Genomic DNA, 24,689 nt, shown 5'->3' with positions numbered 1-24,689 from the left:
AATCATTTGTTTTGAACAAGAAATTAAAAACAACAGTTATTGTACTAGGAATTATCGGAGTAGTTGTGGCATCGGTAGTTTATATAAAATTCTTTTCTAGTACTACCAATTTTTCAAAAGAAGAAATCTACGTAACGGTGCCAACAGGTTCCAATTATGAAGACGTTAAAAAAATAATTACTCCTTATGTGAATGATTTAAGCGGATTCGAACTGATGGCAAGCCTTCGTAAATACGATAAAAATGTAAAGTCAGGACGATTTTTACTTAAAAAAGGAATGGGTAACTTTGCTTTGGTTGCCGCAATGCGAAGAAATGTCCCAGTAAAATTAGCGTTCAATAATCAGGAACGACTAGAAAATTTATGTGAAAGAATTAGTTCACAAATTGAGCCCGACACTACAAAACTTCTTGCTGCTTTTAGAGATTCGATTTTTTTAAAAGAAAATCAATTTACTAAAGACAACGTTTTTGCCATGTTTATACCGAATTCGTATGAATTTTATTGGAATATTTCTGCCGAGAAGTTTCGTGATAAAATGATTGCAGAATATAAAAATTTTTGGACCAAAGAGCGATTGATAAAAGCCAAAAGATTAAACATGACACCAGTTGAGGTGATTACTTTAGCATCGATAGTTCATAAAGAGAGTGTAAAAGCAGACGAGCGTCCGATTATCGCTAGAGTTTATCTGAATAGATTAGAGCAAGGAATGCCATTGCAAGCTGATCCAACGGTAATTTATTCTTTAAAATTAAGAGATAACGATTTTAATCAGGTTATCAAACGCGTTTTGTATGACGATTTACTAATACGTTCGCCTTATAATACGTACAACAATATTGGATTACCACCTGGGCCAATTGCGATGCCTGATATTTCGGCAATTGATGCGGTTTTAAGTCCGGATGATAATGATTATATTTATTTCTGTGCAAGCGTTGAACGTTTTGGATACCATGAATTTGCTTCAACCTACGCGCAGCATCAGGTGAATGCTGCAAAATATAGTAAGTGGATTAACGAACAAGGAACAACGAGATAATTTGAATTCAAAAGTTAAAATAGCTATTTTTCTACTGATGATGAAATCTATTTCAGGATTTTCGCAATCAGCAATCAATACATTTTTAAAACCTTCTGACACCTTAAACAAATCAAGAGTTAAAATTGTAGCCCTATCTGAAACTGTAATTGGAGCAACAGCATTAGTTGGATTGAATCAATTGTGGTACGCCGATTATCCAAAATCTAGTTTTCAAACAATAAACGATAACGACCAATGGCTTCAGATGGACAAAGTGGGTCATGTTTTTTCAGCATATCATTTGGGAAGTTTTGGTGCCACTACTTTAAAATGGGCTGGTGCCAATAGAAAAAGTCAGCTTATTTATGGATCAACATTAGGTTTTGTATTTCTTACCACGGTTGAAGTTTTTGACGGATTTTCATCCGAATGGGGATTTTCTGTGGGCGATGTTGCGGCAAATGCTGGTGGAACTGCCTTGTATGTTTCGCAAGAATTACTTTGGAAAGAGCAGCGCATTGTTCCTAAGTTTTCTTTTCACACAACTGAATATGCTTCGGCACGACCAAATGTATTAGGTAGCAACCTACAAGAGCAAATTATTAAGGATTACAACGGACAAACGTATTGGTTGTCTGCCAATATTTATTCGTTTTTTAAACAGTCTAAAATTCCAAAATGGCTTAATGTTGCAGTTGGATATGGAGCAGAAGGAATGATAACCGGAAGCGACGAATTAGTCAACTCAGTTTTCTTCTCAGAAAAGGAAAGAACGCGTCAATTTTATCTAAGTTTGGATGTCGATTTGACCAAAATTAACACAAAATCACACTTTTTAAAGACACTTTTTTCAGTTTTTAACAGTATAAAAATACCTGCTCCGACCTTGGAAATCAGTAAGTCACAAGGTTTTAAATTTCGTCCAATTTACTTTTAGAAAACTTTAACTGTCTGATTTTCAATTTAATTATTTAAAAGTTGTATCTTTGCGCCAGTAATATCAAGATGGTGACAGCGCTTGGAAAACAAACTTTATGATAAAAAGATGGTCATTCTATGTAGCAATCGTTGTGATAGTAGGTTTTATAAGCTCGGCTTTTAAACCACTAAATTCTAAAAATCATAAATGGTTTTATGTAGAAGAAACGGAGGAATTGAATTATCAGTTTCCTTCAGAAAAACCTTCCGATTATGTCAGTCAATCCATCCCTTTTACCGGAAAACACTTTGTAGGTTTTAAAGAAGCTGTTGCTTTCAAAGAATCTCAAGGACGTTATACTTTGATCAATACTTTAGGGTATATGGGGAAATATCAATTTGGAAAATCTGCCTTGGCGGCAATCGGAATTTACAACAGTGCGGAATTTTTAAGAAATCCCAACTTGCAAGAAAAAGCATTTATAGCACTATTGAAAAAGAACAAATGGGAATTGCGCGATGTTATTAAAGAATATCGTGGACAAGTAATTTCTGGAGTTAGAGTTACTGAATCTGGAATTCTTGCAGCCGCTCATTTAGGTGGCGCAGGATCGGTGAGAAAGTTTTTAGAATCTAACGGTGCTAAAAAATGCAAAGACAATTATGGCGCTTCTGTAAAAAGTTATATGCGTGATTTTGGAGGTTACGAAACCCACAACATCAAAGCAGACAAGAACGCAAAAGCTAAATAATTGTATGTAAATTAAATTAAAAAACCATTCGATTGAATGGTTTTTTTGTTTTCTAAAACATTTTATGAATAATATAAATGGTTGGTCGGTTGTGTAAATCGACTTTGTTTTTTTTCCAATCGGCCACACGAAATGTTTTGATGTACTCTGTCGATAATGTAATGTCGGCAGCAATACAGAGATGGGTATTTGGCTGTAAAATTTGCAATAAATCTTCCAAAAATTTATTATTTCTATAAGGTGTTTCGATAAATATTTGAGACTGATTTTTATCGAATGATAATTTTTCAAAGCTTTTTATTGCCGATTTTTTAGCATCTTTATCAATAGGTAAGTAGCCGTTAAATGCAAAACTTTGTCCATTCATACCGCTAGCCATAATGGCTAATAATATTGAAGATGGACCAACTAATGGAATTACTTGAATTCCGTTTTCGTGTGCAAATTTTACAATAACAGCTCCTGGATCGGCAACTCCTGGGCAACCGGCTTCACTCATTAAACCCACATCAATTCCTTTTAGTAAGGGTTGAATCATTTCGTTCACCTCGCTTTTATCAGTATGTTTGTTTAAACTGCTGATTTGTAATGTAGCTTGTATTTTTTCGGGATAAATACTTTTAATGAATTTTCTAGCCGTTTTTTCGTTTTCAACAATATAGCAATCAAGTAATTCAACTGCACGTTTTACCGTGTGTGGCAGTACATCCATAGGATTGCTTTGCTTCGATAGTTCGTTAGAACTCAAATCACCAAGTGTAGTAGGTATCAAATAAAGTTTTCCTTTAGATCCTGTTGCTTTCATTATGAATGTTTTTCGATTAATTTTTTGGCAACAACTTCGGTAGCTTCTTCAAGCATGTTATAAACCATATCAAAGCCATTTTGTAAGCCATAATATGGATCTGGAACGTCTACATTTTCAGCAGGAAATAAATGGTCCAAAATGAGTTGTACTTTAGCCTTGTCAGCTTCGTTTTTTGCTAAAGCAACAACATTGTTGTAATTGGAATTGTCCATAACAAAAATGTAATCGTACTTTTCAAAAAAACTAGCATTAAAATGTTTGCCTCTTTGTTGCGAAATGTCTATTCCGTTTTTTTTGGCGGTTGCGATGGATCGTTCGTCTGGTTTTTTACCTTCATGCCAATTACCAGTTCCTGCCGAATCGACGTTAAATTTATCTTTAGGGAGTTTGGATGCCAATATACCTTCTGCCAATGGCGAGCGGCAAATGTTTCCTAAACAAACCATCAAAATGTTAACAGGCATATTTTTTATTTAAAGAAATATCGTAAGCTACAACATGATAAAACGATTACAGAGATAATTTTTTCTGAATATCGTCTACAAATTTCTTGAACTGTTTGTCTGTCGAAACTAAATTGTCCACGGTCTTACATGCATGTAAAACGGTCGCGTGGTCACGATCTCCAATTTGAGAGCCAATGTTGGCTAGTGATGCTTTTGTAAATTTCTTTGCAAAAAACATGGCTAATTGTCTGGCTTGAACTACGTGTCTTTTTCTGGTTTTAGACTGTAAGGTGTCTAAGTCTAATTGAAAATATTCTGAAACAACTTTTTGAATGTAATCTATAGAAATTTCTCTCTTTACATTTTTTACAAATTTTTCGACAATGCTTTTGGCCAATTCCAATGTTACCTCTTTCTTGTTAAAAGAAGATTGCGCAATTAGTGATATAATAGCACCTTCTAATTCACGTACATTAGATTTGATGTTTTGAGCCACATATTCAATGATTTCGTTAGGCATTTCAACACCATCACGATACAAAATATTATTTAATATAGAAACTCTAGTTTCGTAATCAGGCTGATGCAATTCGGCAGATAATCCCCATTTGAAACGTGATAACAAACGTTGTTCGATATCTTGCATGTCAACAGGTGCTTTATCTGAGGTAAGAATTACCTGCTTTCCGTTTTGGTGTAGGTAGTTGAATATGTGAAAAAACACATCTTGAGTACCAGTTTTTCCTGATAAGAATTGAACATCATCAATAATCAAAACGTCAATTAATTGATAGAAATGTATAAAATCGTTTCGGTTGTTTTTCTTAACAGAGTCGATATATTGTTGTGTAAAAACTTCGGCAGAAATGTACAAAACTGTTTTTTCTGGATACTTGTCTTTTATTTCAACACCAATTGCGTGCGCTAAATGCGTTTTTCCTAGTCCAACGCCACCAAATATTAACAACGGATTGAATGAAGTTCCACCTGGTTTATTGGCTACGGCCATACCGGCAGAGCGAGCTAAACGGTTGGAATCTCCTTCTAGAAAATTATCAAAACTATAATTAGGGTTTAATTGAGACTCAATTTTTAAATTTCTAATTCCCGGAATCACAAATGGATTTTTTAATTCAGGATTTAGATTTTTAAATGGTGCATCAACTTCTTGCGATTTAATCGGACTGCGATGCGCACTTGGCAATTGTTCAGTAAACGGTTGTTTGTTGCCATAAGTGTTTTCCATTTTAATTTTATAGAGTAACTTTGCATTTTTACCAAGCTCTTTGGTAAGGGCAACTTTGAGTAATTTTACATAGTGTTCTTCTAGCCATTCGTAAAAGAATTTACTAGGAACTTGAATGTACAACGCGTTATCAGTTAGTTCTACTGACTTAATAGGTTCAAACCAAGTTTTATATGCTTGCTCTTGAATATTGTCCTTTATGAAAGACAGACAGTTTTCCCATACCGATTGCGCAGTTTTGTTCATATTTATGTTAAAATTATCAATTTGTTTAAAGGTTCTCTTACAAAAGGAAAAGGGATTTCCTTATCGTTTTTTTGGGATAACAAATATGTGAACAATTTTTAGTAAAAAAAAATAATTAGGTATTGATTTTTTGAAAATTTAGTTGTAAAGAAAATGTTAACAAAAATTAAAAAACAGAAAAAATAGATGAATCAGCATAGTGTAGAAGTACGAGTTAGGTATTCAGAAACCGATCAAATGGGTGTAGTTTATCATGGAAATTATATCCCTTATTTTGAGATTGGACGAGTGGAATGGTTAAGAAATAAAGGGGTTTCGTACAAATCCTTAGAAGAAAACGGAATTGCCTTACCCATTGTTTCGATGCACTTGAATTATAAAAAACCAGCACGTTATGATGACCTTCTTGTAGTAACTACTAAATTCAAGAATTATAGTGGTGTTAAGATTGAATTTGATTGCGAAATTCGTAACGAAAACGAAGAGTTATTAACAACTGCACATTTCATATTGGTTTTTGTAGATATGAAAACGGGTAGACCAACGCCACCACCAAAGTATATTTTGGATGTTTTGCCACAAAATAATTAATCTTTTAGTTTTATAGAAATTTCAAATAAAGAATCAAAAATGTCGAATACCATTTCGGCATTTTTTTTTCGTGCAGCGATTTCTATTTTGCAACTTTCGTTCATTTTTTGGGAAATGATGTCAAGATTTTTTTCCTTAATAATGCGCATTACTTTATTCATGTTTTTATAATCAAAGGAAATTATATAATGTACATCAATGGTTTTTTCAATAATATCTGCAGCTTCAAGTGTTAGTTGCGCCGCTGTTTTGTATGCCGAAATTAATCCGCCAACTCCTAGTTTCACACCGCCAAAAACACGGGCTACTACAACAAGTATATTGGTAAGACCAAACGATTGTATTTGCCCATAGATTGGCATTCCTGCAGAGTTGCTTGGTTCGCCGTCATCGTTTGCTCTAAACTGTATTTTTTCGGTTCCCAACTGAAAGGCGTAGCAAAAATGTCCAGCACTAGGATGTTTCTTTCGTAAAACTTCCAAATAGTTTTTAATTTCTACCTCGGAAGTTACAGGAAAGGCATAGCCAAAAAACTTACTATTTTTTTCTTTAAATAGAATTTCTTCTGAAGGAACTGCAATGGTTTTGTAAACGTCTGTTGACTCCAAAATTTATAAAGGCAAATGTTTTTGTTCAAATAAGTCTACAACATCTTCTTTGCCTACTTGCAAATTCCATACATGAATTCCTAAACTAGCTGCCGCATCGGTATTTTCTTTTTTGTCGTCTACAAAAAGTGTTCTCTTTGGCGATAAATCGTACTTATTAAGTATCGTTGTAAAAATACCAACTTCGGGTTTTCTCATTCCCATTTCGTAGGAATAGAAGACTTTTTCAAAGCAGTTATAAAAATCGGTATAAAATGACATACCCGTTTTTTCTTCAAAATTGGCAATATGAATTTCATCGGTATTGGTAAGCAAAAACAGGCGGTATTTTTGCGTAAGCATTTGTAAAAACTCCAATCTATAAAGCGGAAAATCACCAATTATAGAATTCCAAGCCGTTTTAATTTCTTCGATTGTACAGTTTGGAAGGTATTTTAAAAACGATTCTAAAAATTGAGTTTCGGTAATTTTTCCTTTTTCAAACAAGTCGTTTTGAGAAAGCAATTCTTCGTTTGGTCCATTCAATCCTAAAGTTTTGAAAGCATCAAGTGAAGCCTGTTTTTCTAGATTGATAAAAATATCTCCAAAATCAAAAATTATTGTGTTAATCATAATTGTAAATTTTTATAAGTTCATCATCTAAAATGAGTTGTTTAATAGCTTTATTGTAATGTACTACTGGAGCTTTGATTCCAATATTAAAATTCATATTTCCTTTAAAAATGCGTGCTTCATCCCATAAATTGGAATCAATAAAGCTCTGAATCGTTTTGGCTCCACCCTCAATTAGTACTGATTGTATTTCGTTCTCATGCAAAATTTTACAAACGTTTGACATTAGTTGATTATCAAAGATACAATTTTCAAACTGCAGATTATCGGTCGAAATTATTTTTTTCTTTTCGGTAATTACAATTGTTTTTATTTTTTGATCTTTTACATGATAGTTTTCTGAAATTTTTCCGGAGCGATCAATAATAATACGAACAGGATTTTTTCCACACCAATCACGAGTATTCAGTGTAGGATTATCGTCTAAAATGGTTTGGGTTCCAACTAAAATTGCTTGTTCTTCTGCGCGCCATTTGTGAACTAATTGTCTAGAATATTCATTTGTTATCCAAACTGGTTTTTGTACTTCTTTCGTAACTGGTGCTATAAAACCGTCTTGGGTTTCGGCCCATTTTAGAATGATGTAAGGACGATTTTTCTGGTGATAGGTAAAAAAACGTTTGTTTAGTTCGTTACATTCTTTTTCTAAAACACCAACCGTAACTTTTTTGCCAGCTTCTACTAGTTTTTTAATTCCGTTGCCGGCAACTTTTGCAAACGTATCAATAGTTCCGATGACAACATTTGGGATGTTATGAGCAAGAATTAAGTCACAACATGGCGGTGTTTTACCAAAGTGACTGCACGGTTCGAGACTGACATAAATTGTTGATTTGGCAAGAAGTGATTTATCTTTAACCGAATTTATAGCACGGACTTCAGCATGTGGTTCACCAGCTTTTTTATGCCATCCTTCACCAATTATTTGGTTGTTGTAAACGATTACGCTTCCAACCATTGGGTTGGGATAGGTAGTGCCCAATCCGTTTTTGGCTAATTCGATACAACGCTTGATGTAGGTTTCATTGCTGTTCATAAGACAAAAATAGTACAATAAACTATCATATTTTTTATAACTTTAGTAGTAGGTCTAAAATCAAGTGTATTTTTTTATTTTTTTTGAAATTATCAGTTTTAAACAATAACTTTGTAAGCCAAGACACAACAGAAAATATTTAGCAAATTATTTATAAGTTTACCACTTACATAAAGTTAAAATAAATAGAGTTTCAGCTTAAAAAAAATCTTATAAAACCTAATCCTACTCATGAAAATCATAATCAAAGAAGTTACGATTATTGACCACAAAAGTGCACACCATAATACGGTTGCCGATGTAAAAATTGGTTACGGAATTATTGAAGAAATAGGAAAGAATATACAATCTTCTGACGGTTATAAAGAAATTTCAGAAAAAGGATTATACCTTTCGCAAGGTTGGTTTGACAGTAGTGTTTCTCTTGGAGAACCAGGTTTTGAGGATAGAGAAACTATTGCAAACGGATTGAATGTTGCTGCCAAAAGTGGTTTTACGGCCATAGCACTGCAACCGAATTCCTTTCCGGTAATCGACAACCAATCGCAAGTACAATTTGTAAAACAAAAAGCGAGTAATTCGGCAACAAATTTATATCCAATAGGTGCTTTAACTAAAAATAGTGAAGGAACCGATTTAGCCGAATTATTTGACATGAAAAATTCAGGTGCTGTAGCTTTTGGAGATTACAATAAGAACATTTCAAATGCCAATTTGTTAAAAATAGGATTACAATATGTTCAGGATTTTGCTGGATTGGTACTTGCTTTCTGTCAAGATGAAAAAATAAAAGGAAATGGAGTTGCCAATGAAGGAATCGTTTCTACACGACTAGGACTTAAAGGAATTCCAAATCTTGCAGAGGAATTGATGGTTGCTCGAAACTTGTTTTTGCTTGAATATACTGGCGGAAAACTTCATATACCCACTATTTCCACAGCTAAATCGGTAGCATTAATTAAAGAAGCCAAAGCTAAAGGTTTGCAAGTTAGTTGTTCGGTTGCAGTTCATCATTTGGTTTTAACCGATGAAAAACTAGAAGAATTTGATACACGATTTAAAGTTGCGCCTCCATTGCGAAATGATGACGATCGACAAGCATTGTTAGCTGGAGTTTTGGATGGTACAATTGATGCCATTACATCAGACCATAATCCAATTGATATTGAACATAAAAAAATGGAATTTGATTTGGCTAAAAGCGGAACTATTGGATTAGAGAGTGCTTTTTCAGCCTTGTTGACCGTTCTGCCAATTCAAAAAATAGTTGAGAAATTAACTTCTGCACGAGCAATTTTTGGAATTGAAAATCATGAAATAAAAGAAGGTAATGTTGCCGATGTTACGTTGTTTACGACCGAAGAAAATTGGACATTTAGCAAAGAACACATTTTATCAAAATCTAAAAATTCTACGTTTTTAGGTGCTGAAATGAAAGGAAAGGTATACGGAATCTACAATAATAAAAAACTAGTAATCAATGGATAACGAAATTATCAAGAAAGGTAAAGCTACTGCAATAATTACTTATATTTTATTTATTGGACCACTTATTGCACTTTCTATGAATTCAGAAAACAAAAACCCGTTTGCATCTTTTCATATTCGTCAAGGTCTAGGATTAACCATCAGTTTTATTGTTTTAGGAGTTTCCATAAGTTATTTTAATAATATTATGATTGCCTCTTCGATGTGGATTTTTATTTCGGTTTTAGCCATGTATGGAATTTTTACAGCGGCTCGCGGACAAGTAATTCCGCTTCCTTTATTGGGTTCGGTTTTTCAAAAGGTATTTCGTAACATTTAATTTCAAATTATACAATGCTATTACATCACTTGGTTCGAGAGCCAAAAATTAAATTAGGCAAAAAACCATTATTACTATTACTACACGGATATGGAAGTAATGAAGAAGATTTATTTTCGTTTGCTTCAGAGCTTCCTGATAACTATTATGTAGTTTCTGCTCGCGCACCCTACGATATGATGTATGGAAGTTATGCTTGGTATGCAATTAATTTTGATGCCGATGAAAATAAGTTTTCAGATATTGGTCAAGCACAAGCATCCCGAGATTTGATAGCCAATTTTATAGATGAGTTAATTGCAAATTATGCAATTAATCAAGAAAATGTCACACTTGTAGGCTTTAGTCAAGGTTGTATCTTAAGTTATGCCGTTGGCGTTTCTTATCCAGAAAAAGTGCAGCGTGTGGTTGGCATGAGTGGGTATTTTAACGAACAAATTGCGGTTGAAAATTTTGAACAAAATAATTTTTCAAATTTAAAAATCTTTGCTTCGCATGGCACGGTAGATCAAGTTGTTCCTGTGGAATGGGCTCGAAAAGCGCAACCAACTTTATCTCATTTAGGAATTGATATTACATATAAAGAATATCCAATTGGACACGGAATATCGCCTCAGAATTTCTATGATTTTAAAACTTGGTTAGAACAATAAATGTAAATTTTACAATAAAAAAATCCGCAGATTCCTAAATTATTTAAAATTTTAGAATTTGCGGATTTTGTTTTTGTCAAATAAATTAATCTTCGTTTTTGTCGCTTCCGGTTACTTTATTTCCAACTTCACCATCACCAGAATATAATATTTTATCACCTTTTTTAAAGACATAGCCTTTCCACGGAATTAATTGATAATCATTCAAAATCCAGGGACTTCCTTCTGATGCTCTTGTTAAAACCATCGATTCTTCACTAGGTAAGAATAGTTCAGCTTTATTTCCGTCTTCACTGAATAAAACATAAACGCTAAGGGTAGCGTCTTCATTTTCAGGCTTTTCATAAGGATTTAACTGAATTCCAGTAAAAGCTCGAACACACTCTTTATTAACTTTAGACCAAGTATATCCAGCCGATGCTAAGCATCCGTTTTCATCTTTATCGGCACCAACAAGTGTCGAATCTACAATAGATTTACCGTCTTTTTCGTTTTCTACAATTGGCTTCTCGTCGGTTGGCTTGCAAGCAAAAAATAAAAATAAGCAACTAAGCAATAGTATATTTTTTTTCATGTTTTAGTATTGTTGTTTAGGGTATAAATAACTTTCTACAACTTCAAAGCTGAATGTATTATCGTCGTTAACGAAATATTTAATAAGTACATCACCCCAAAGTTGTCCGTTACTATAATCGGCAATTATCCAACGGTGATTTAAAATTTTTATTTTATTGATAATAAACTTTTGTTCGCCCATCATGTCTTGACCAGTGTAAATATTACCTGTTCTGCTGTCGTTATAGTTTAATAATGCATCTTTAATTTGAGGCATTAATTTGGTAATATCATATTTTTCTAAATAATCTTGCGCGTTTTGATTATTTTCTAAAGAAAAATGGTTGGCGTCGTACGCAACATTTATTAGTGAATCAGCTACTTTTTTATTAAAAGCCTCTGTTTTAGTATATTTTTTTTGTTCAGCTGCTAATGCTTTACTGTAATACATATAAGTAAAAACCCAAAATAAGGCGGTTAAAATAAATAGATATAAAAATAATTGTTTTTTCATTATATAAAATTTAAATAGTAATGTTTAGATTATCGTAAGCCAGAAAAACATTATCTGGTAATTTTTTCTCTACTTCTTCATGAAATCCTAAAATGTGACTTATATGAGTGAAATACGTTTTTTCTGGTTGAACCAAAGTTACAAAATCTAAGGCTTCTTGCAAATTAAAATGCGAATGATGTTCTTCTTCTCGCAAGGCATTAATAACTAATACTTTCAGATTCTGAAGCTTGTCTATTTCTTCTTTTTCGATAGTTTTCACATCGGTTAAATAAGCAAAATCTTGGATTCTATATCCAAAAACTTGAAGGTCGGCATGCATGGCGTTAATCGGAATTATAGTTGCCGTTTTAACATTGAAAGGTTTATTGTTAATAACTTCGAATGTTTCTACCGAAGGTGCGCCAGGATAGCGATGTTCTTTTTGGAATACATAGTCAAAACGTTTTTGTAGATTTTCAATTACCCTTTGATGTGCATAAATTGGTAGGGCACCATAATGAAAATTAAAAGGACGAATATCATCAATACCAGCAGTATGGTCGGAATGTTCGTGAGTGAATAAAATTGCATCAATTGTGGAACACCTAGAAGTAAGCATTTGTTGTCTAAAATCGGGACCACAATCTATAACCAACGAGAAATCATCGGTATAAATCCATACAGAAACTCGCAGCCTTTTGTCTCGACTATCCGTACTTAGGCAAACAGGATGATTGCTTCCAATTACAGGAATACCTTGAGAAGTACCAGTTCCAAGAAAATAAACATTCATTTGCACGGTTTTTGATTAGTGATTATTTGGTTTTGAAAGCCCTAAACAGAAATACAAAAATAGCATTATTTCTCTTTCATTACAGTACCTATTTTATTAACTTTGCAGTAATATTACACATTATGGGAAATTTTGGACTTGACATAAAATTAAAAGGCGACAAGGTAATTGAACAAATACCGTCTATAAAAGATAAGGCGTTACGCATCAATTTAAATGATAACATTTATGGAACATTTGCAGAAATTGGCGCTGGACAAGAAACGGTAAGACATTTTTTTCGATCTGGAGGTTCGTCAGGTACTATTGCTAAGGCAATGTCGGCATATGACAAAGATTTTAGTGATGCAATATATGGAGTGGAGGAAGATGGTCGTTATGTAACAGAAAGCAGACTTCGTAAAATGCTATCGCATGAAGTGCAATTAATTGAAAAGCGTTTGGACCGAGCTAAACATCCAAATAAAATGTTTTTTAGTTATGCTAATACTGTGGCAACTATTGATTTTGCTAAACAATTTAAAGGTCACGGTTGGGTTGGAATAAAATACCAAATAGAACCAGATGAAGATTATAACGAAATAACCATTCACATACGATTTAAAGAAACTGATGCGAGATTGCAACAAGAAACTCTTGGTACACTTGGTGTGAACTTGATTTACGGTGCTTTTTATAAATACAACGACCCTAAAAAATTACTTCGTTATTTGTACGATCATTTAGATAAAGATCAAATAGAGATTGATACCATTAACTTTTCTGGACCACGATTTGCCAATGTTGACAATCGATTGATGAGTTTACAACTGGTTAAAAACGGAATGACCGATGCCGTAATGTTTAGTCCAGAAGGGAAAAATATTTTACCAGCAGCTGTTTTATACAAAAAAAATATTTTGGCATTACGAGGAAGTTTCCGTCCTGTTACTACCGTTAATATGGATATGTATAAGAAATCGTTGCAAATGTTTCTCGAGGAAAACAAGGTTGAAAAAGAAAATACATTTGTTGTTTTCGAAATCACACTTTCTAATTTACGATCGGAAGGAGAAATTGACGAACGCGATTTTATGGATCGAGCTGAATTGCTTTGCTCACTTGGTCAAACGGTTATGATTTCTAATTTTCAAGAGTATTATAAAGTAGTAGAGTATTTCTCTAACTATTCTAAAGCTCGAATGGGATTGGTAATGGGTGTTAACAATCTAGTTGATATTTTTGATGAAAAATACTACCGTCATTTAAGTGGTGGAATTCTTGAAGCTTTTGGTAAATTATTCTACCGCGACTTGAAAGTATATCTATATCCAATGCTAGGCGAAGACAACGAAGTGATAAACTCTGAAAATCTAAAAGTACATCCACGAATGAAAGAATTGTACAAGTTCTTTAAATTCAACGGAAAAGTAGTTGATGTAACCGATTACGACGAGAAAAACCTTGAAATTTTCTCACGCGAAGTTTTAAAAATGATTAATAAAGGAATTCCGGGTTGGGAAAAAATGCTTCCAGAAGGAATTGCCGAACTAATAAAAGAACATCAGTTGTTTGGTTTTGATCCGAATAGGATTTTGGAAGCTAGCAGTTAAAAAATAAAAAGGCAGAAATTAATTTTTCTGCCTTTTTTGTTCTTCTAATTTATCCCAAAATCTGCGCGGCATGCGCTTTGGTTTTAACGTCGGTAATTACGTCTTCAATAATTCCTTCTTCGTTAATCACAAATGTGGTTCGGTGAATGCCATCATATTCTTTTCCCATAAACTTTTTTGGTCCCCAAACTCCAAAAGCTTGTATTACCGACTTATCTTCGTCGGCTAATAATGGAAACGGAAAGTCAAATTTATCTTTAAATTTACCTTGTGCTTTGGCATTATCTGCGCTTACACCAATTAATTCATAATTGTTGGTTTGAAAGCGTTCGTAATTGTCGCGTAAGTCGCACGCTTCGGCAGTGCAACCTGGTGTATTTGCCTTTGGATAAAAGAATACTACTAGTTTTTTGCCTTTATAATCTGCAAGTTGGTGCATTTTGCTGTCTTGGTCGAAACCTGAAAAATCTGGTGCTTTATCGCCTTTTTTTAGTGGAGTCATTTTTTATATTTTAGATTGATGGATTATTAGATTATTGGATTTTTAGATTTTTAGATTATTAGATTATTAGATTTTTAATATTTTCTGTTTTATTACTAATTCGTAATTCTCAATTGAAACCTCGAATGCCCCAGATTATCTCACTAAAATATTTATTTTGATTGGTGTTCGATGAAAATAAATGTTTACAATGTAAAGCTTTTATTGACAGAAAGCATGATTTTTCTTTTACCAAAAAAGCGACCAACGGAAGCTCTTGTTAGTGCTTACAAAAACTGCTTGATGCAATAAAACTTGTAACGTAAAGCTGGATTAGGCACATTGAAATAATTACTTTATTTTTACTGAAATAAATGTATTCAAATTTAGAGAAATGACCAAAAAAGAGCGTGCAACATTTGTTATAAATACGTTAAAAGAGTATTATCCAACCATTCCAATTCCGTTAGATCATAAGGATCCTTATACCTTGTTAATTGCGGTTTTGTTGTCTGCACAGTGTACTGATGTTCGTGTAAACCAAATTACGCCGTTGTTGTTTGCCAAGGCAGATAATCCGTATGATATGGTAAAAATGAGTGTCGAAGAAATCAAGGATATTATTCGACCGTGCGGTTTATCGCCCATGAAATCGAAAGGGATTCATGGTTTATCTGAGATTTTGATTGAGAAATATAATGGCGAGGTTCCGCAGAGTTTTGAGGCACTTGAGGCTTTACCAGCGGTTGGTCATAAAACAGCGAGTGTGGTTATGAGTCAGGCATTTGGCGTTCCTGCTTTTCCTGTTGATACGCATATTCATAGGTTGATGTACCGATGGAATTTGACTTCGGGTAAGAATGTTTCTCAAACCGAGAAAGATGCCAAAGCTATTTTTCCGAAAGAAACTTGGAATGATTTACACCTTCAAATTATATGGTATGGTCGCGAATATTGTCCTGCTCGTGGTTGGGATTTGGAGAAAGATATCATCACTAAAACCATTGGTAGAAAGGATGTTTTGAAAGAATATTATAAAAAAATATCCCGATAAGTATCGGGATATTTCTTAATTAGCAATGAGTTCGAAGTTTTTGTTACCAACCTTTACAATGTTTAAGGCTTTTGAATAATTAAGTATAAAGTTAATTGTTTCTTTTTTTGGTAACATTTTAGTAGTTGCTAATGCGTTTTTAGTGTAAAGTTTTGCCATAGATGTAAATTGGTTATACTCTATAACGACATTGCAGCAAAAATATTGTTTATGCGGATAAAATAATTTGATTTTTTTCGATTACTTTTCTAAGATTTAAAATGGCGTAGCGCATTCTTCCAAGAGCGGTATTGATGCTCACTCCTGTAAGATCTGAAATTTCTTTAAAGCTTAAATCTTGATAAATTCGCATCATCAAAACCTCTTTTTGATCGTCTGGAAGTTCTAATATTATTTTTTGCAAGTCTTTTTCAATTAAATCGGTAATGATTTGACTTTCAATAGTAGGTGCATTATCTGATAAAATACTGAAAATTGAAAACTCTTCGGTTTCTCGAAGCATTGGCATTTTTTTATTTTTACGATAGTGGTCAACGATTAAATTATGTGCAATTCGCATTACCCATGGCAAAAATTTTCCTTCTTCGTTATATGAATTGGATTTTAATGTCTTGATTACTTTGATAAACGTATCTTGAAATACATCGTCTGCAACATCTCTATCAGACATTTTGGAGTAAATAAATCCGTAAATTTTAGATTGATGTCTATTGATTAACACAGCTAGAGCGTTCTCATCGCCAGCAATGTAATTTTTTACCAATAAAGCGTCTGGGGTTTGAATAGTAGCCATAAAATTACCTTTTAGTTTTTGGGTTGGAAATCTAAATATTTTTCTAAAAAGTAGTTTTGCTAATAGGCGACTGTTAAATTATGATTAAACTATAGTCAAATGTAATATAATTTTTTTATCAATTACAAATTTTATTTTAAATTTTAACATTTTTCATACAATAATTTCTTTTTTTGTGATGATTTTCAGAAAAAAAGTCCGTCTAAACAAAAGAATTTAATCGGACTTTGCATGAATACTATCTTTAAAATTATTGATATACTTTAATATAGTCAAGTTCAAATTGTTGTGGGAAAATGGAATCATTAATTTCTGGACCGCCAAAATTTCCACCAATTGCCACATTTACAATTATATAAAACGGTTGGTTGAACGGCCACGTATTTTCATTTTTTGCTTCAGGACTAAAGGTATAAACGGATTTATCATCAACAAAAAATTCGATTTTGTCTTTGGTCCAATCAATAGCGAAAACATGAAAACCTTCTTCAATATCTTGGAATGTTGTTTTTTTGGTATTTATTGTATTTCCATGACTGTCTTGTGTATGTAATGAAGTAAAAACCATATCAGGTTCTTTTCCAATGTATTCTAAGATGTCTATTTCACCACATTTTGGCCAACCAACAGTTGATATATTTGAGCCTAGCATCCAAAAAGCGGGCCAAATACCTTGTCCAACTGGTAGTTTTGCTCGTGCTTCAATTCTGCCGTATTGAAATTCTTTCTTTTCCTTGGTGGTAATTTTGGTTGAAGTATATTTTGCACCTTCTTTTTTGGCATGGATGATCAACTTACCATCAGAAATTGTATGATTTTCTTTAGTGTAGATTTGTTTTTCATTATTTCCCCAACCGCATAGGTTCGGGCAACCATCACCAAGTTCGAAATTCCATACTGTTTCGTTTAATTTCTTGCCATCAAAGTTTTCCTCCCATACCAATTGCCTCTTCGTTGTCTGGCAATATCCTGACGCAACAACAAGCAAAAGAAATACTATTTTTTTCATGATAATTAATTTAAGAATTGAAAGTTTTCTTCCAGTGTTTTATCCGAACTACCTCCTACAAAAACTTTAAAGTCTCCAGCTTCGGCTTCCCACTTAGAATTTGCAGTAAAATATTCGATAGTTTTTTCATCAACTGTGAACGTAATTGTTTTGGTTTCATTTGCGTTAAAAGACACCATTTCAAATCCTTTAAGTTCCTTTACTGGACGTGTTAAACTTCCAATTAAGTCACGAATGTATAATTGAACAACTTCTTTTCCGGCAATGTTACTATTATTTTTTACTTGTATGGAAACTTCTATTTTGCCATTTTTTGAAAATGATTTGGAATTGAGTTTTAAATTGGAATATTCAAAATTCGAATAGCTCAAACCGTGTCCAAACGCATACAATGGTGTATTTTTTTGATCAATATAATGTGACCAGAATACACTTTCAGGATCATTTGTTGAAGGTCTACCCGTATTTTTATAGTTGTAATAAATAGGTACTTGACCCACATTTCTAGGAAAAGTCATGGGTAGTTTTCCACTCGGATTATAATCTCCATACAACACCTGAGCAATAGCATTACCAGCTTGTGTGCCTAATTGCCATGCTTCTACAATTGCAGGTATATTTTCATCTGCCCATGGAATAGCCAATGGTCGACCGTTATTTAATACTAATACTATGTTTGGATTGACTTTAAAAATCGTTTCTAAAAGTTCTTGTTGCACACCTGGAAGTCCCAACTCGGTTCTACTTCTGCCTTCTCCTGTTTGTAATCCGTGTTCGCCTAAAACCATTACCACGACGTCAGCATTTTTAGCTACTTCAATTGCTTCTGGAAAACCTGATTTATCTGTTGTGTTAATTTTTACTTCTGATATGAATTGTGTTTTTCCAAGAGCTACATCGGCACCTTTGGCATAAGTTAACTGGTTATTAGTGTATTTTTTTAGTCCTTCTAATACCGAAATTGCAGTGTTGTCGTCGGCACCAATTCTCCAACTACCAAGCGGACTGGTTTTGTCATCTGCTAAAGCTCCAATAACTGCAATTTTTTGTCCCGATTTTTTCAATGGTAATAAATTGCTTTTATTTTTTAGAAGCACAATTGATTTTTTTGCAACATCTAATACGCCGTCTTGGAATTCTTGTTTGCCAACAGTTTCTTTTTCGTGAATTTCATCACAATATTTGTATGGATTTTCAAACAAACCTAATTCGAATTTTACTTTCAAAATTCGTTTTGCAGCATCATCAATTAATGATTCTTTTACTTTTCCTTCTTTTACTAATGTTGCAAGGTGTTCCACATACAGATAGGATTCCATATCCATATCAGATCCGGCAATAATTGCTTTTTCAGCAGCTTCTTTACCATCTTTAGCAAATCCATGTGGTATCATTTCTGCAATTGAACCCCAATCTGAAACTACAAATCCTTGAAAATTCCAATCACCTTTTAGTACATTTCTTTGTAAGTAGGAATTGCCTGTTGCAGGAATTCCATTTAACTCGTTAAAAGAGTTCATAAAAGTTCGTACGCCTGCATCTACCGATGCTTTGAATGGAGGAAAAATAGTATTTTGAAGCGTTGCTTCACTCACATCTACCGTATTATAGTCTCTTCCAGATTCTGCAAAAGCATAACCTGCAAAATGCTTGGCACATGCTACAATTGTTTTGTTACTTGAAAAATCTTCACCTTGAAAACCTTTAATTCTAGCAACAGCTATTTTACTTCCTAAAAATGGATCTTCACCAGCGCCTTCCATTGCTCTTCCCCAACGTGCGTCTCTTGCCACATCAACCATCGGAGCAAATGTCCAGTTTAAACCTACTGCAGCGGATTCTTCTGCTGCTATCGCTGCTGATTTTTTAATAGCGTCTAAATCCCAACTTGCAGCTTCTGCTAATGGTATTGGACTTATTGTTTTGTACCCATGAATTACATCAAAACCGAAAATTAAAGGTATATGAAGTCTTGTTTCTTCAATTGCAATTTTTTGCAATGCTTTTACGTCTTTAACTCCTTTTACATTTAGCATCGAACCAACCCATCCTTTTTTAAGATGTTCGTATTTTTTTGCAGCTTGACCTTCTTTAGGAGTTGGTCCTGTGATGTCCCAAAATCCGTTATACTGGTTGAGTTGACCAATTTTTTCTTCAAGAGTCATTAACTTTAATAATGAATCGACTCTTTTGTCTAGTGGATTTTGTAAAGAAACAGAAGTAATTTTTTTAGAAGAATTACAGCTTAACAAAAGTATAAATGCGATAATTATTCCGAATTTTAATTTTCCTAAATACATGGTGTTGATACTATTAAATGGTGTCAAAAAAAACAAGAAGACTAGCGAAATTACTAGCCTTCTTGCAACTTACTTAAACAAATTTCAAAGAATATTATTGATAAACTCTAACATAATCTACTTCCATAGTTGATTGCGTAAATGATGGATCGATAGCTCCACCGAAAGTTCCTCCCATAGCAACGTTCATAATTAAGAAAAAGTCACTATTGAATGGTAAATTACTAGAATTGTTAACGGTATGGAATAATACATCATCTACATAAAATTTGATTGATGTAGGACTCCAAATTGCTTTGTATATGTGAAAAGCCGATGCTGCATTGGTAATAGTTACATTTCCAGTATTTCCAGCACCAGGTGAAACACCAGGATAGTGACACGTTCCATGAATTACATTAGGCGAATTTCCTCTGTGTTCCATTACATCAATTTCACCACAAGTAGGCCAAGTATTGGTAGCATAATTTTGTCCTAACGACCATAATGCAGGCCAAGTACCTCCACCAGTTGGCATTTTGGCTCTAAATTCTATTTTACCATAAGTAAATTCAAATTTATTTTCTGATTTTAAACGTGCTGACGTATAGTTTGCACCTGTTACATTTTCAGCTTTAGCTGTAATTCTTAGGTTTCCACCTTGAACAATAACATTTCCAGAATTACTAGTATAACTCTGAGCTTCGTTATTTCCCCAGCCGTTTCCTGTTCCTAAATCGTAACCCCATTTTGAAGAATCTGGAGCACCATCGGTATTAAATTCATCTGAAAATACTAAATTAGTATAATCTGTTGCAGGAGTTTGCGTTGGAGGCGTTGTTGTAAAGATATGATACCAAGCTAATGCGGGATTATTACCCATTACAGCTCTAACAACCATTCTATTTGCCGTTATTGAAAGAATTTCATAAGAATTTTGACCAATGTAATACCCCATAAATCCGCCGTCGGCAAAATTCAGCATAGTACCTCTTGTTTGGTTTGGAATGTTATTTCCTGCCACGAACGATTCCGAAGGACTTAACGTTACTGTTTTTTGACCACTTGTATCGTAGGTATAACAATTATCTTCACCTGCACTTCCACCAACTACACTTTGAAAAGCTGCGTTGAAAAAAGTAGTTCCGCCATTATCTAATTCGAATTTTAAATCTTCACCTACTAAAGAAAACTTTAATACGTTTTCATAAAGACAGCTACTGTTTGGTGAACCAGCTTTTTCAAATGGAGTGGCTTGATAATAGTTAGCATAATAATTTAGTAATGGATTATTATCGTTTTGACCTACTCCTAAATGTCCAGGTTCTGCTGCTGCCCAATACCATTGTTTTTCAGTTCCACCTGTTAAAAATTGAACAGCTTCTGGATCTTCAAAATCTGATTGTACGGTAACTTCAAATGTTTCTGTTGTTGAAACACCACCAGTTCCTGTTGCAACTATTGTTATTGAATAGGTATTAACTCCAGGTTGTGTAAATCGTTTAGTGACTTGACCAGATGCAGTATTTGATGTAGTTCCATCACTAAAAATATATTTATAATTTGTAGCATTTTCAGCAGTTGCTGTAAAATTTACAACTCCAGAACCATCACCGTTTAGAAAGTTGGTTGTGTTTTGACCTACAATTTCAGATACCAATTCTAGATTAGTCGGTGCATTTACTGCTCCAAATGATTTTTCATCTTCTTCACAGCTTATTGTGAATATCATTGCAAGTAGTGCGAATGATGCAAATATTATTTTTTTCATATTTATTTTTTTTTTAAATCTTAGTTGTGGAAATACACATTATCGATGTTAACTGTGTTGTTACCAGTTGGTGCACCAACATATATTAATTGTCCGATATGACCTCGGGTTGTCAAACCTGTAAAACTACTTAGTGGTATGTCTAAACTTACCCAACCGCTTTGTTGTGGTGAAGGAATTGTTATTTCATGTTCTACATCATCACCACCACCGAAAGCACCATTTGCACCAAAATCGACTAATTTAATTTTAAACGTTGTAAAATCAGATGACCATACATCGGTATGAAAATGCGTCATTGCAGTAGCATTTATAGGTGAAGTTGTAGTTTCTATTCCTACAAAATCAAGTCCGCTATATCTTTTTGTTGGGTTTCCAGCCACAGTTATATCGGTAAGCGTTGCTTGAGACCAAGATGTTCTCCAAGTATTTACAAACACATTGGTGTAGGCATCACTAAACATTGAAATTACGTTTGCTGCAGGTAATGTTGGAGTAGGAGCCGCAGTATTTAAAACTCCAGCTTGGTTGTAGAAATAGACATTATCTACATATACAGTATTGTTGCCCGATGGAGCACCAACATATATTAGTTGTGCAATGTGTGCTCTTGTTGTTAATCCTGTAAATGCGCTCAAAGGAATATCAAGACTTACCCATGTTTCTTGTGCTGGACTTGGAATTACAATTTCGTGTTCTACATCATCACCACCACCAAAAACTGCATTTGCACCAAAATCGACTAATTTAACCTTAAATTCAGTTACATCAGATGACCAAATGTCGGTATGGAAAAATGTCATTGCTGTTGCATTAATTGGATTTGTAGTTGCTTCAATTCCAACAAAGTTTAATGCACTGTATTTTTTGGTTGCGTTTCCAGAAATATTAATATCATCAAGTGTCGCTTGAGACCAAGAAGTTCTCCAAGTATCAACAGGTACATTTGTGTAGGCATCACTAAACATTGAAATTACGTTTGATGCTGGAAGTGTAGGAGTTGGAGCAGCAAACAAATTAGTAACTGTTACGTTTTGTATAGACTCTGTAGTCGCCACACCACCACTTAAAGCAACAACTTTTACACTGTATGTTCCAGCGGCTGCATAGGTGTGTGAAACGGTTTCACCTTCCATAAAATCTACGGGAACTTCATTCGCAACATCACCAAAGAATACTTGAAAATAAGTCTCAAGATCTGCTGTAGCTGTTACGTTGATAGACAAGTTACTTCCAATCGTGATGGTTGGATTCAAATTTGTTGGAGCTAAAAATGATACAGTCAAATCTTGTACAACTTCTGTCTTTTTCCCATTAATGGTTACACCAACAACTTTTACTTGATAAGTACCTTCTGAATAGTTATGAGAGGTTGTGTTTCCTGGACTCACAATAGCAGGATCGGTGGTTCCGTCTCCAAAATAGATTTCGTATTGAGTAACACCTTCGCCTCTAGGAGTGAAAGTTACTTTACCAGAATTATCTTGGGTAATTTTCATTAGAGCCGAGATATTGGTAGGATCGCTGACGTTGTTAAGATTAACATCGTTACCATCTTCTGAGCATCCGATAGCGAATGATAACAGAAGTAAACTAAAAATAATTTTTACTTTTTTCATATTTATTTTTTTTAATAGCCTGTGTTTTGTTGCCAATTACCATTAGAAAATTGAATTTCTTCAAATGGAATTGGGAAAAGTTCATTTTTATTTGCTGTAAAACCTGTTATTTCTTGTGCAGCTCTTCCTGTTCTAACAAGGTCGAAGAAACGGTGTCCTTCTCCAACAAGTTCGGTTCTTCTTTCAGCGTAAATAAAATCGGTTAAAGCAGCACCAGATGCAGAAATATTGTGGTTGTTATCTCCAAATGCTCTTTGTCTTACTAAGTTCAAATAAGTTCTAGCTTTATTATCATCAATACCACCACGGTTAAAAGCTTCTGCAGCCATTAGTAATACATCTGCGTATCGAATTGCTCTATAGTTATTTGGGTTTGTAAGGTTTTGATCACCAAGATTTTGATCTCCTTGTCTTGGTATATACTTTCTGTTAAAATATCCAGTGTGTTTGTAACCAATACCATAGGTAGCATTATTTGCTGCTGCCCATGCTACAATGTCTAAAATAGCGACAGCTTTTCTATTATCACCAACTTCAAAAGCATCTACAGCTTCTTGTGTTGGAACGTTAAAACTGAAACCTGAATCGAAAAGTGGTCCAGAATAGTTTCTAACTCCATTAAAACCCACTGCTACGTTACCTTCGCTACACTGAAGACATCCAAATCCAGCACCTTCACCATCAGAATATTGTACTTCAAATACAGATTCAGGTCCATTTTCTCCATTATTTTCAAAAATAGTATTGTAATTAGAAACTAAACTATAAGAGTTTGATGTAATTAATTGATCTAATACTGTTGCTGCACTAGCAAATTTATTTTGATATAAATATACTTTTCCAAGTAATGCTTGTGCTGCACCTTTAGTAGCTCTACCAGTTTGAGGTGCTGTAGCTGCTAAATTTTCTACGGCAAAAATTAAATCAGCTTCAATTGATGCATACACGTCTTCAACTGGAGAACGTGGAATCGTTTTTTCATCATTTAATTTAAAACGAGCATCACCTTTTAACGGAATTGCTCCAAACCATTTTACTAATTCAAAATTGTAGTATGCTTTTAAAAATCTTGCTTCCGCGATAATTTGATCTTTACCGTCAAAATCAGTTTTATCTTTAAATTCTAATATGTATGCTGCTCTATTAACTCCAGCAAACATGAAGTTCCATAAATCTCTGATGTTACTGTTAACCGAAGTATGTGTCATATCATCAACCTGTTGAAAGCCGATAACGTCATTAGCACTTTCGCCACCAGAGGCCGTATTGTCTGATGCAATTTCGCCTAATAAAACATTTACATAGGAAGACTGTAATAAATCGTAAGCTGCAATAAGCGCCTGATTGTATTCAGCTTCATTGTTAAAGTAGGTTTCGCTATCAATACTATATAGTTTGGCATCATCGATAAATGAATCGTCACATGATGTAGAGACTGTTGTTAAAAATACAACAACAAATAAGGTTTTTAAAATATTTTTTTTCATTTTGTATTT

Annotated in this window: 25 protein-coding genes; 9 read left to right on the top strand and 16 right to left on the bottom strand. The window is 33.8% G+C overall.

Translation table 11 applies throughout. The features are described 5' to 3' along the window. Positions 1–11 precede the first annotated feature (11 nt). From mltG to ACZ098_RS03255, 3 genes are all read left to right on the top strand, one after another. Positions 12–1,046, top strand: coding sequence for an endolytic transglycosylase MltG (gene mltG, locus ACZ098_RS03265; RefSeq protein ID WP_487310301.1), 1,035 nt, complete (start codon positions 12–14; stop codon positions 1,044–1,046). 40 nt (positions 1,047–1,086) lie between these two features. After that, positions 1,087–1,965 carry a DUF2279 domain-containing protein gene (locus tag ACZ098_RS03260; protein ID WP_487310530.1) on the top strand — a complete coding sequence of 293 codons (879 nt, stop codon included), beginning with the start codon at positions 1,087–1,089 and terminating at the stop codon, positions 1,963–1,965. Positions 1,966–2,062: 97 nt separating this feature from the next. Continuing rightward, positions 2,063–2,698, top strand: coding sequence for a peptidoglycan-binding protein LysM (locus ACZ098_RS03255; protein WP_487310300.1), 636 nt, complete (start codon positions 2,063–2,065; stop codon positions 2,696–2,698). Between the two features lie 52 nt (positions 2,699–2,750). Here ACZ098_RS03255 and ACZ098_RS03250 read toward each other — a convergent pair whose 3' ends face one another. The 3 genes from ACZ098_RS03250 to dnaA are packed head-to-tail and all read right to left on the bottom strand — an operon-like array spanning position 2,751 to position 5,444. Then, a complete protein-coding gene (locus tag ACZ098_RS03250) occupies positions 2,751–3,503 on the bottom strand; it encodes an SAM-dependent methyltransferase (RefSeq protein WP_487310299.1) in 753 nt (250 codons plus the stop codon). Further along, complete coding sequence (locus ACZ098_RS03245; protein ID WP_487310298.1) at positions 3,503–3,970, bottom strand: low molecular weight protein-tyrosine-phosphatase; 468 nt, start codon at positions 3,968–3,970, stop codon at positions 3,503–3,505. The genes ACZ098_RS03250 and ACZ098_RS03245 overlap by 1 nt, the downstream gene beginning before the upstream one ends. Positions 3,971–4,016: 46 nt before the next feature. Next, on the bottom strand, positions 4,017–5,444 hold the full coding sequence (gene dnaA / locus ACZ098_RS03240; protein WP_487310297.1) for a chromosomal replication initiator protein DnaA: 1,428 nt from the start codon (positions 5,442–5,444) through the stop codon (positions 4,017–4,019). Between the two features lie 186 nt (positions 5,445–5,630). Between dnaA and ACZ098_RS03235 the strand changes: the two genes are divergently transcribed. Further along, on the top strand, positions 5,631–6,035 hold the full coding sequence (locus tag ACZ098_RS03235) for an acyl-CoA thioesterase (protein ID WP_487310296.1): 405 nt from the start codon (positions 5,631–5,633) through the stop codon (positions 6,033–6,035). Here ACZ098_RS03235 and ACZ098_RS03230 read toward each other — a convergent pair. Genes ACZ098_RS03230 through ribD form a run of 3 tightly spaced genes read right to left on the bottom strand, consistent with a single transcriptional unit; the run spans position 6,032 to position 8,291 of the window. Continuing rightward, positions 6,032–6,643: an IMPACT family protein gene (locus tag ACZ098_RS03230; RefSeq protein WP_487310295.1), complete on the bottom strand. Its 612-nt coding sequence runs from the start codon at positions 6,641–6,643 to the stop codon at positions 6,032–6,034. The two genes, ACZ098_RS03235 and ACZ098_RS03230, sit on opposite strands and share 4 nt — an antisense overlap. 3 nt (positions 6,644–6,646) lie before the next feature. Next, complete coding sequence (locus tag ACZ098_RS03225) at positions 6,647–7,255, bottom strand: HAD family hydrolase (RefSeq protein ID WP_487310294.1); 609 nt, start codon at positions 7,253–7,255, stop codon at positions 6,647–6,649. Beyond that, complete coding sequence (ribD, locus tag ACZ098_RS03220; protein WP_487310293.1) at positions 7,248–8,291, bottom strand: bifunctional diaminohydroxyphosphoribosylaminopyrimidine deaminase/5-amino-6-(5-phosphoribosylamino)uracil reductase RibD; 1,044 nt, start codon at positions 8,289–8,291, stop codon at positions 7,248–7,250. Before ribD ends, ACZ098_RS03225 begins: the two co-directional genes overlap by 8 nt. 231 nt (positions 8,292–8,522) lie before the next feature. Between ribD and ACZ098_RS03215 the strand changes: the two genes are divergently transcribed. The 3 genes from ACZ098_RS03215 to ACZ098_RS03205 are packed head-to-tail and all read left to right on the top strand — an operon-like array spanning position 8,523 to position 10,751. After that, on the top strand, positions 8,523–9,779 hold the full coding sequence (locus ACZ098_RS03215; protein WP_487310292.1) for a dihydroorotase: 1,257 nt from the start codon (positions 8,523–8,525) through the stop codon (positions 9,777–9,779). Continuing rightward, positions 9,772–10,098 carry a magnetosome magnetite crystal formation protein family gene (locus ACZ098_RS03210; protein ID WP_487310291.1) on the top strand — a complete coding sequence of 109 codons (327 nt, stop codon included), beginning with the start codon at positions 9,772–9,774 and terminating at the stop codon, positions 10,096–10,098. Before ACZ098_RS03215 ends, ACZ098_RS03210 begins: the two co-directional genes overlap by 8 nt. Positions 10,099–10,112: 14 nt before the next feature. Further along, a complete protein-coding gene (locus ACZ098_RS03205) occupies positions 10,113–10,751 on the top strand; it encodes an alpha/beta hydrolase (protein WP_487310290.1) in 639 nt (212 codons plus the stop codon). An 85-nt stretch (positions 10,752–10,836) separates the two neighbouring features. Here the strand turns inward: ACZ098_RS03205 and ACZ098_RS03200 are convergent, their stop codons facing one another. Genes ACZ098_RS03200 through ACZ098_RS03190 form a run of 3 tightly spaced genes read right to left on the bottom strand, consistent with a single transcriptional unit; the run spans position 10,837 to position 12,595 of the window. Continuing rightward, complete coding sequence (locus ACZ098_RS03200; protein WP_487310289.1) at positions 10,837–11,325, bottom strand: hypothetical protein; 489 nt, start codon at positions 11,323–11,325, stop codon at positions 10,837–10,839. Positions 11,326–11,328: 3 nt separating this feature from the next. Continuing rightward, entirely contained in the window at positions 11,329–11,820 is a 492-nt protein-coding gene (locus ACZ098_RS03195) for a hypothetical protein (protein WP_487310288.1), read from the bottom strand. A 10-nt stretch (positions 11,821–11,830) separates the two neighbouring features. After that, positions 11,831–12,595 (bottom strand): MBL fold metallo-hydrolase, encoded by a 765-nt coding sequence (locus ACZ098_RS03190; RefSeq protein WP_487310287.1) that lies wholly within the window; start codon positions 12,593–12,595, stop codon positions 11,831–11,833. A gap of 122 nt (positions 12,596–12,717) precedes the next feature. Here ACZ098_RS03190 and ACZ098_RS03185 point away from each other — a divergent pair, with 122 nt between their 5' ends. Next, positions 12,718–14,187: a TonB-dependent receptor gene (locus ACZ098_RS03185; protein WP_487310286.1), complete on the top strand. Its 1,470-nt coding sequence runs from the start codon at positions 12,718–12,720 to the stop codon at positions 14,185–14,187. A gap of 49 nt (positions 14,188–14,236) precedes the next feature. Here ACZ098_RS03185 and bcp read toward each other — a convergent pair whose 3' ends face one another. Further along, a complete protein-coding gene (gene bcp, locus ACZ098_RS03180; protein ID WP_487310285.1) occupies positions 14,237–14,689 on the bottom strand; it encodes a thioredoxin-dependent thiol peroxidase in 453 nt (150 codons plus the stop codon). A gap of 373 nt (positions 14,690–15,062) precedes the next feature. Here bcp and nth point away from each other — a divergent pair, with 373 nt between their 5' ends. After that, positions 15,063–15,722: an endonuclease III gene (gene nth / locus ACZ098_RS03175; RefSeq protein ID WP_487310284.1), complete on the top strand. Its 660-nt coding sequence runs from the start codon at positions 15,063–15,065 to the stop codon at positions 15,720–15,722. 208 nt (positions 15,723–15,930) lie between these two features. On the opposite strand, the gene ACZ098_RS03170 is transcribed toward nth, so the two are convergent. The 6 genes from ACZ098_RS03170 to ACZ098_RS03145 all read right to left on the bottom strand — a co-directional run bounded on the left by ACZ098_RS03170 (position 15,931) and on the right by ACZ098_RS03145 (position 24,680). Beyond that, positions 15,931–16,515, bottom strand: a complete 585-nt coding sequence (locus ACZ098_RS03170; RefSeq protein ID WP_487310283.1) for an RNA polymerase sigma factor — start codon at positions 16,513–16,515, stop codon at positions 15,931–15,933. A 250-nt stretch (positions 16,516–16,765) separates the two neighbouring features. Further along, complete coding sequence (locus ACZ098_RS03165) at positions 16,766–17,524, bottom strand: glycoside hydrolase family 16 protein (RefSeq protein ID WP_487310282.1); 759 nt, start codon at positions 17,522–17,524, stop codon at positions 16,766–16,768. Between the two features lie 5 nt (positions 17,525–17,529). Next, positions 17,530–19,824, bottom strand: a complete 2,295-nt coding sequence (bglX, locus tag ACZ098_RS03160; RefSeq protein WP_487310281.1) for a beta-glucosidase BglX — start codon at positions 19,822–19,824, stop codon at positions 17,530–17,532. A 94-nt stretch (positions 19,825–19,918) separates the two neighbouring features. Continuing rightward, the gene (locus ACZ098_RS03155) at positions 19,919–21,574 is read right to left on the bottom strand and encodes a family 16 glycosylhydrolase (RefSeq protein ID WP_487310280.1); all 1,656 of its coding nucleotides are present in this window, start codon (positions 21,572–21,574) and stop codon (positions 19,919–19,921) included. Between the two features lie 20 nt (positions 21,575–21,594). After that, entirely contained in the window at positions 21,595–23,193 is a 1,599-nt protein-coding gene (locus ACZ098_RS03150) for a hypothetical protein (RefSeq protein ID WP_487310279.1), read from the bottom strand. Between the two features lie 11 nt (positions 23,194–23,204). Next, positions 23,205–24,680, bottom strand: a complete 1,476-nt coding sequence (locus ACZ098_RS03145; RefSeq protein ID WP_487310278.1) for a RagB/SusD family nutrient uptake outer membrane protein — start codon at positions 24,678–24,680, stop codon at positions 23,205–23,207. Positions 24,681–24,689 lie beyond the last annotated feature (9 nt).

It is taken from the genome of Flavobacterium sp. SP2 (assembly GCF_057626655.1).
The sequence above is the reverse complement of the archived record's forward strand: the minus strand, read 5'-3'. Positions and strand labels throughout refer to the sequence as shown.

Excerpts from the sequence above, each read along its gene's own strand:
- ACZ098_RS03260 (WP_487310530.1), top strand. The coding sequence starts at position 1,087 with ATGAAATCTATTTCAGGATTTTCGCAATCAGCAATCAATACATTTTTA.
- ACZ098_RS03255 (WP_487310300.1), top strand. The coding sequence starts at position 2,063 with ATGATAAAAAGATGGTCATTCTATGTAGCAATCGTTGTGATAGTAGGT.
- ACZ098_RS03250 (WP_487310299.1), bottom strand. The coding sequence starts at position 3,503 with ATGAAAGCAACAGGATCTAAAGGAAAACTTTATTTGATACCTACTACA.
- ACZ098_RS03245 (WP_487310298.1), bottom strand. The coding sequence starts at position 3,970 with ATGCCTGTTAACATTTTGATGGTTTGTTTAGGAAACATTTGCCGCTCG.
- dnaA (WP_487310297.1), bottom strand. The coding sequence starts at position 5,444 with ATGAACAAAACTGCGCAATCGGTATGGGAAAACTGTCTGTCTTTCATA.
- ACZ098_RS03235 (WP_487310296.1), top strand. The coding sequence starts at position 5,631 with ATGAATCAGCATAGTGTAGAAGTACGAGTTAGGTATTCAGAAACCGAT.
- ACZ098_RS03225 (WP_487310294.1), bottom strand. The coding sequence starts at position 7,255 with ATGATTAACACAATAATTTTTGATTTTGGAGATATTTTTATCAATCTA.
- ribD (WP_487310293.1), bottom strand. The coding sequence starts at position 8,291 with ATGAACAGCAATGAAACCTACATCAAGCGTTGTATCGAATTAGCCAAA.
- ACZ098_RS03215 (WP_487310292.1), top strand. The coding sequence starts at position 8,523 with ATGAAAATCATAATCAAAGAAGTTACGATTATTGACCACAAAAGTGCA.
- ACZ098_RS03210 (WP_487310291.1), top strand. The coding sequence starts at position 9,772 with ATGGATAACGAAATTATCAAGAAAGGTAAAGCTACTGCAATAATTACT.
- ACZ098_RS03205 (WP_487310290.1), top strand. The coding sequence starts at position 10,113 with ATGCTATTACATCACTTGGTTCGAGAGCCAAAAATTAAATTAGGCAAA.
- ACZ098_RS03200 (WP_487310289.1), bottom strand. The coding sequence starts at position 11,325 with ATGAAAAAAAATATACTATTGCTTAGTTGCTTATTTTTATTTTTTGCT.
- ACZ098_RS03195 (WP_487310288.1), bottom strand. The coding sequence starts at position 11,820 with ATGAAAAAACAATTATTTTTATATCTATTTATTTTAACCGCCTTATTT.
- ACZ098_RS03190 (WP_487310287.1), bottom strand. The coding sequence starts at position 12,595 with ATGAATGTTTATTTTCTTGGAACTGGTACTTCTCAAGGTATTCCTGTA.
- ACZ098_RS03185 (WP_487310286.1), top strand. The coding sequence starts at position 12,718 with ATGGGAAATTTTGGACTTGACATAAAATTAAAAGGCGACAAGGTAATT.
- bcp (WP_487310285.1), bottom strand. The coding sequence starts at position 14,689 with ATGACTCCACTAAAAAAAGGCGATAAAGCACCAGATTTTTCAGGTTTC.
- nth (WP_487310284.1), top strand. The coding sequence starts at position 15,063 with ATGACCAAAAAAGAGCGTGCAACATTTGTTATAAATACGTTAAAAGAG.
- ACZ098_RS03170 (WP_487310283.1), bottom strand. The coding sequence starts at position 16,515 with ATGGCTACTATTCAAACCCCAGACGCTTTATTGGTAAAAAATTACATT.
- ACZ098_RS03165 (WP_487310282.1), bottom strand. The coding sequence starts at position 17,524 with ATGAAAAAAATAGTATTTCTTTTGCTTGTTGTTGCGTCAGGATATTGC.
- bglX (WP_487310281.1), bottom strand. The coding sequence starts at position 19,824 with ATGTATTTAGGAAAATTAAAATTCGGAATAATTATCGCATTTATACTT.
- ACZ098_RS03155 (WP_487310280.1), bottom strand. The coding sequence starts at position 21,574 with ATGAAAAAAATAATATTTGCATCATTCGCACTACTTGCAATGATATTC.
- ACZ098_RS03150 (WP_487310279.1), bottom strand. The coding sequence starts at position 23,193 with ATGAAAAAAGTAAAAATTATTTTTAGTTTACTTCTGTTATCATTCGCT.
- ACZ098_RS03145 (WP_487310278.1), bottom strand. The coding sequence starts at position 24,680 with ATGAAAAAAAATATTTTAAAAACCTTATTTGTTGTTGTATTTTTAACA.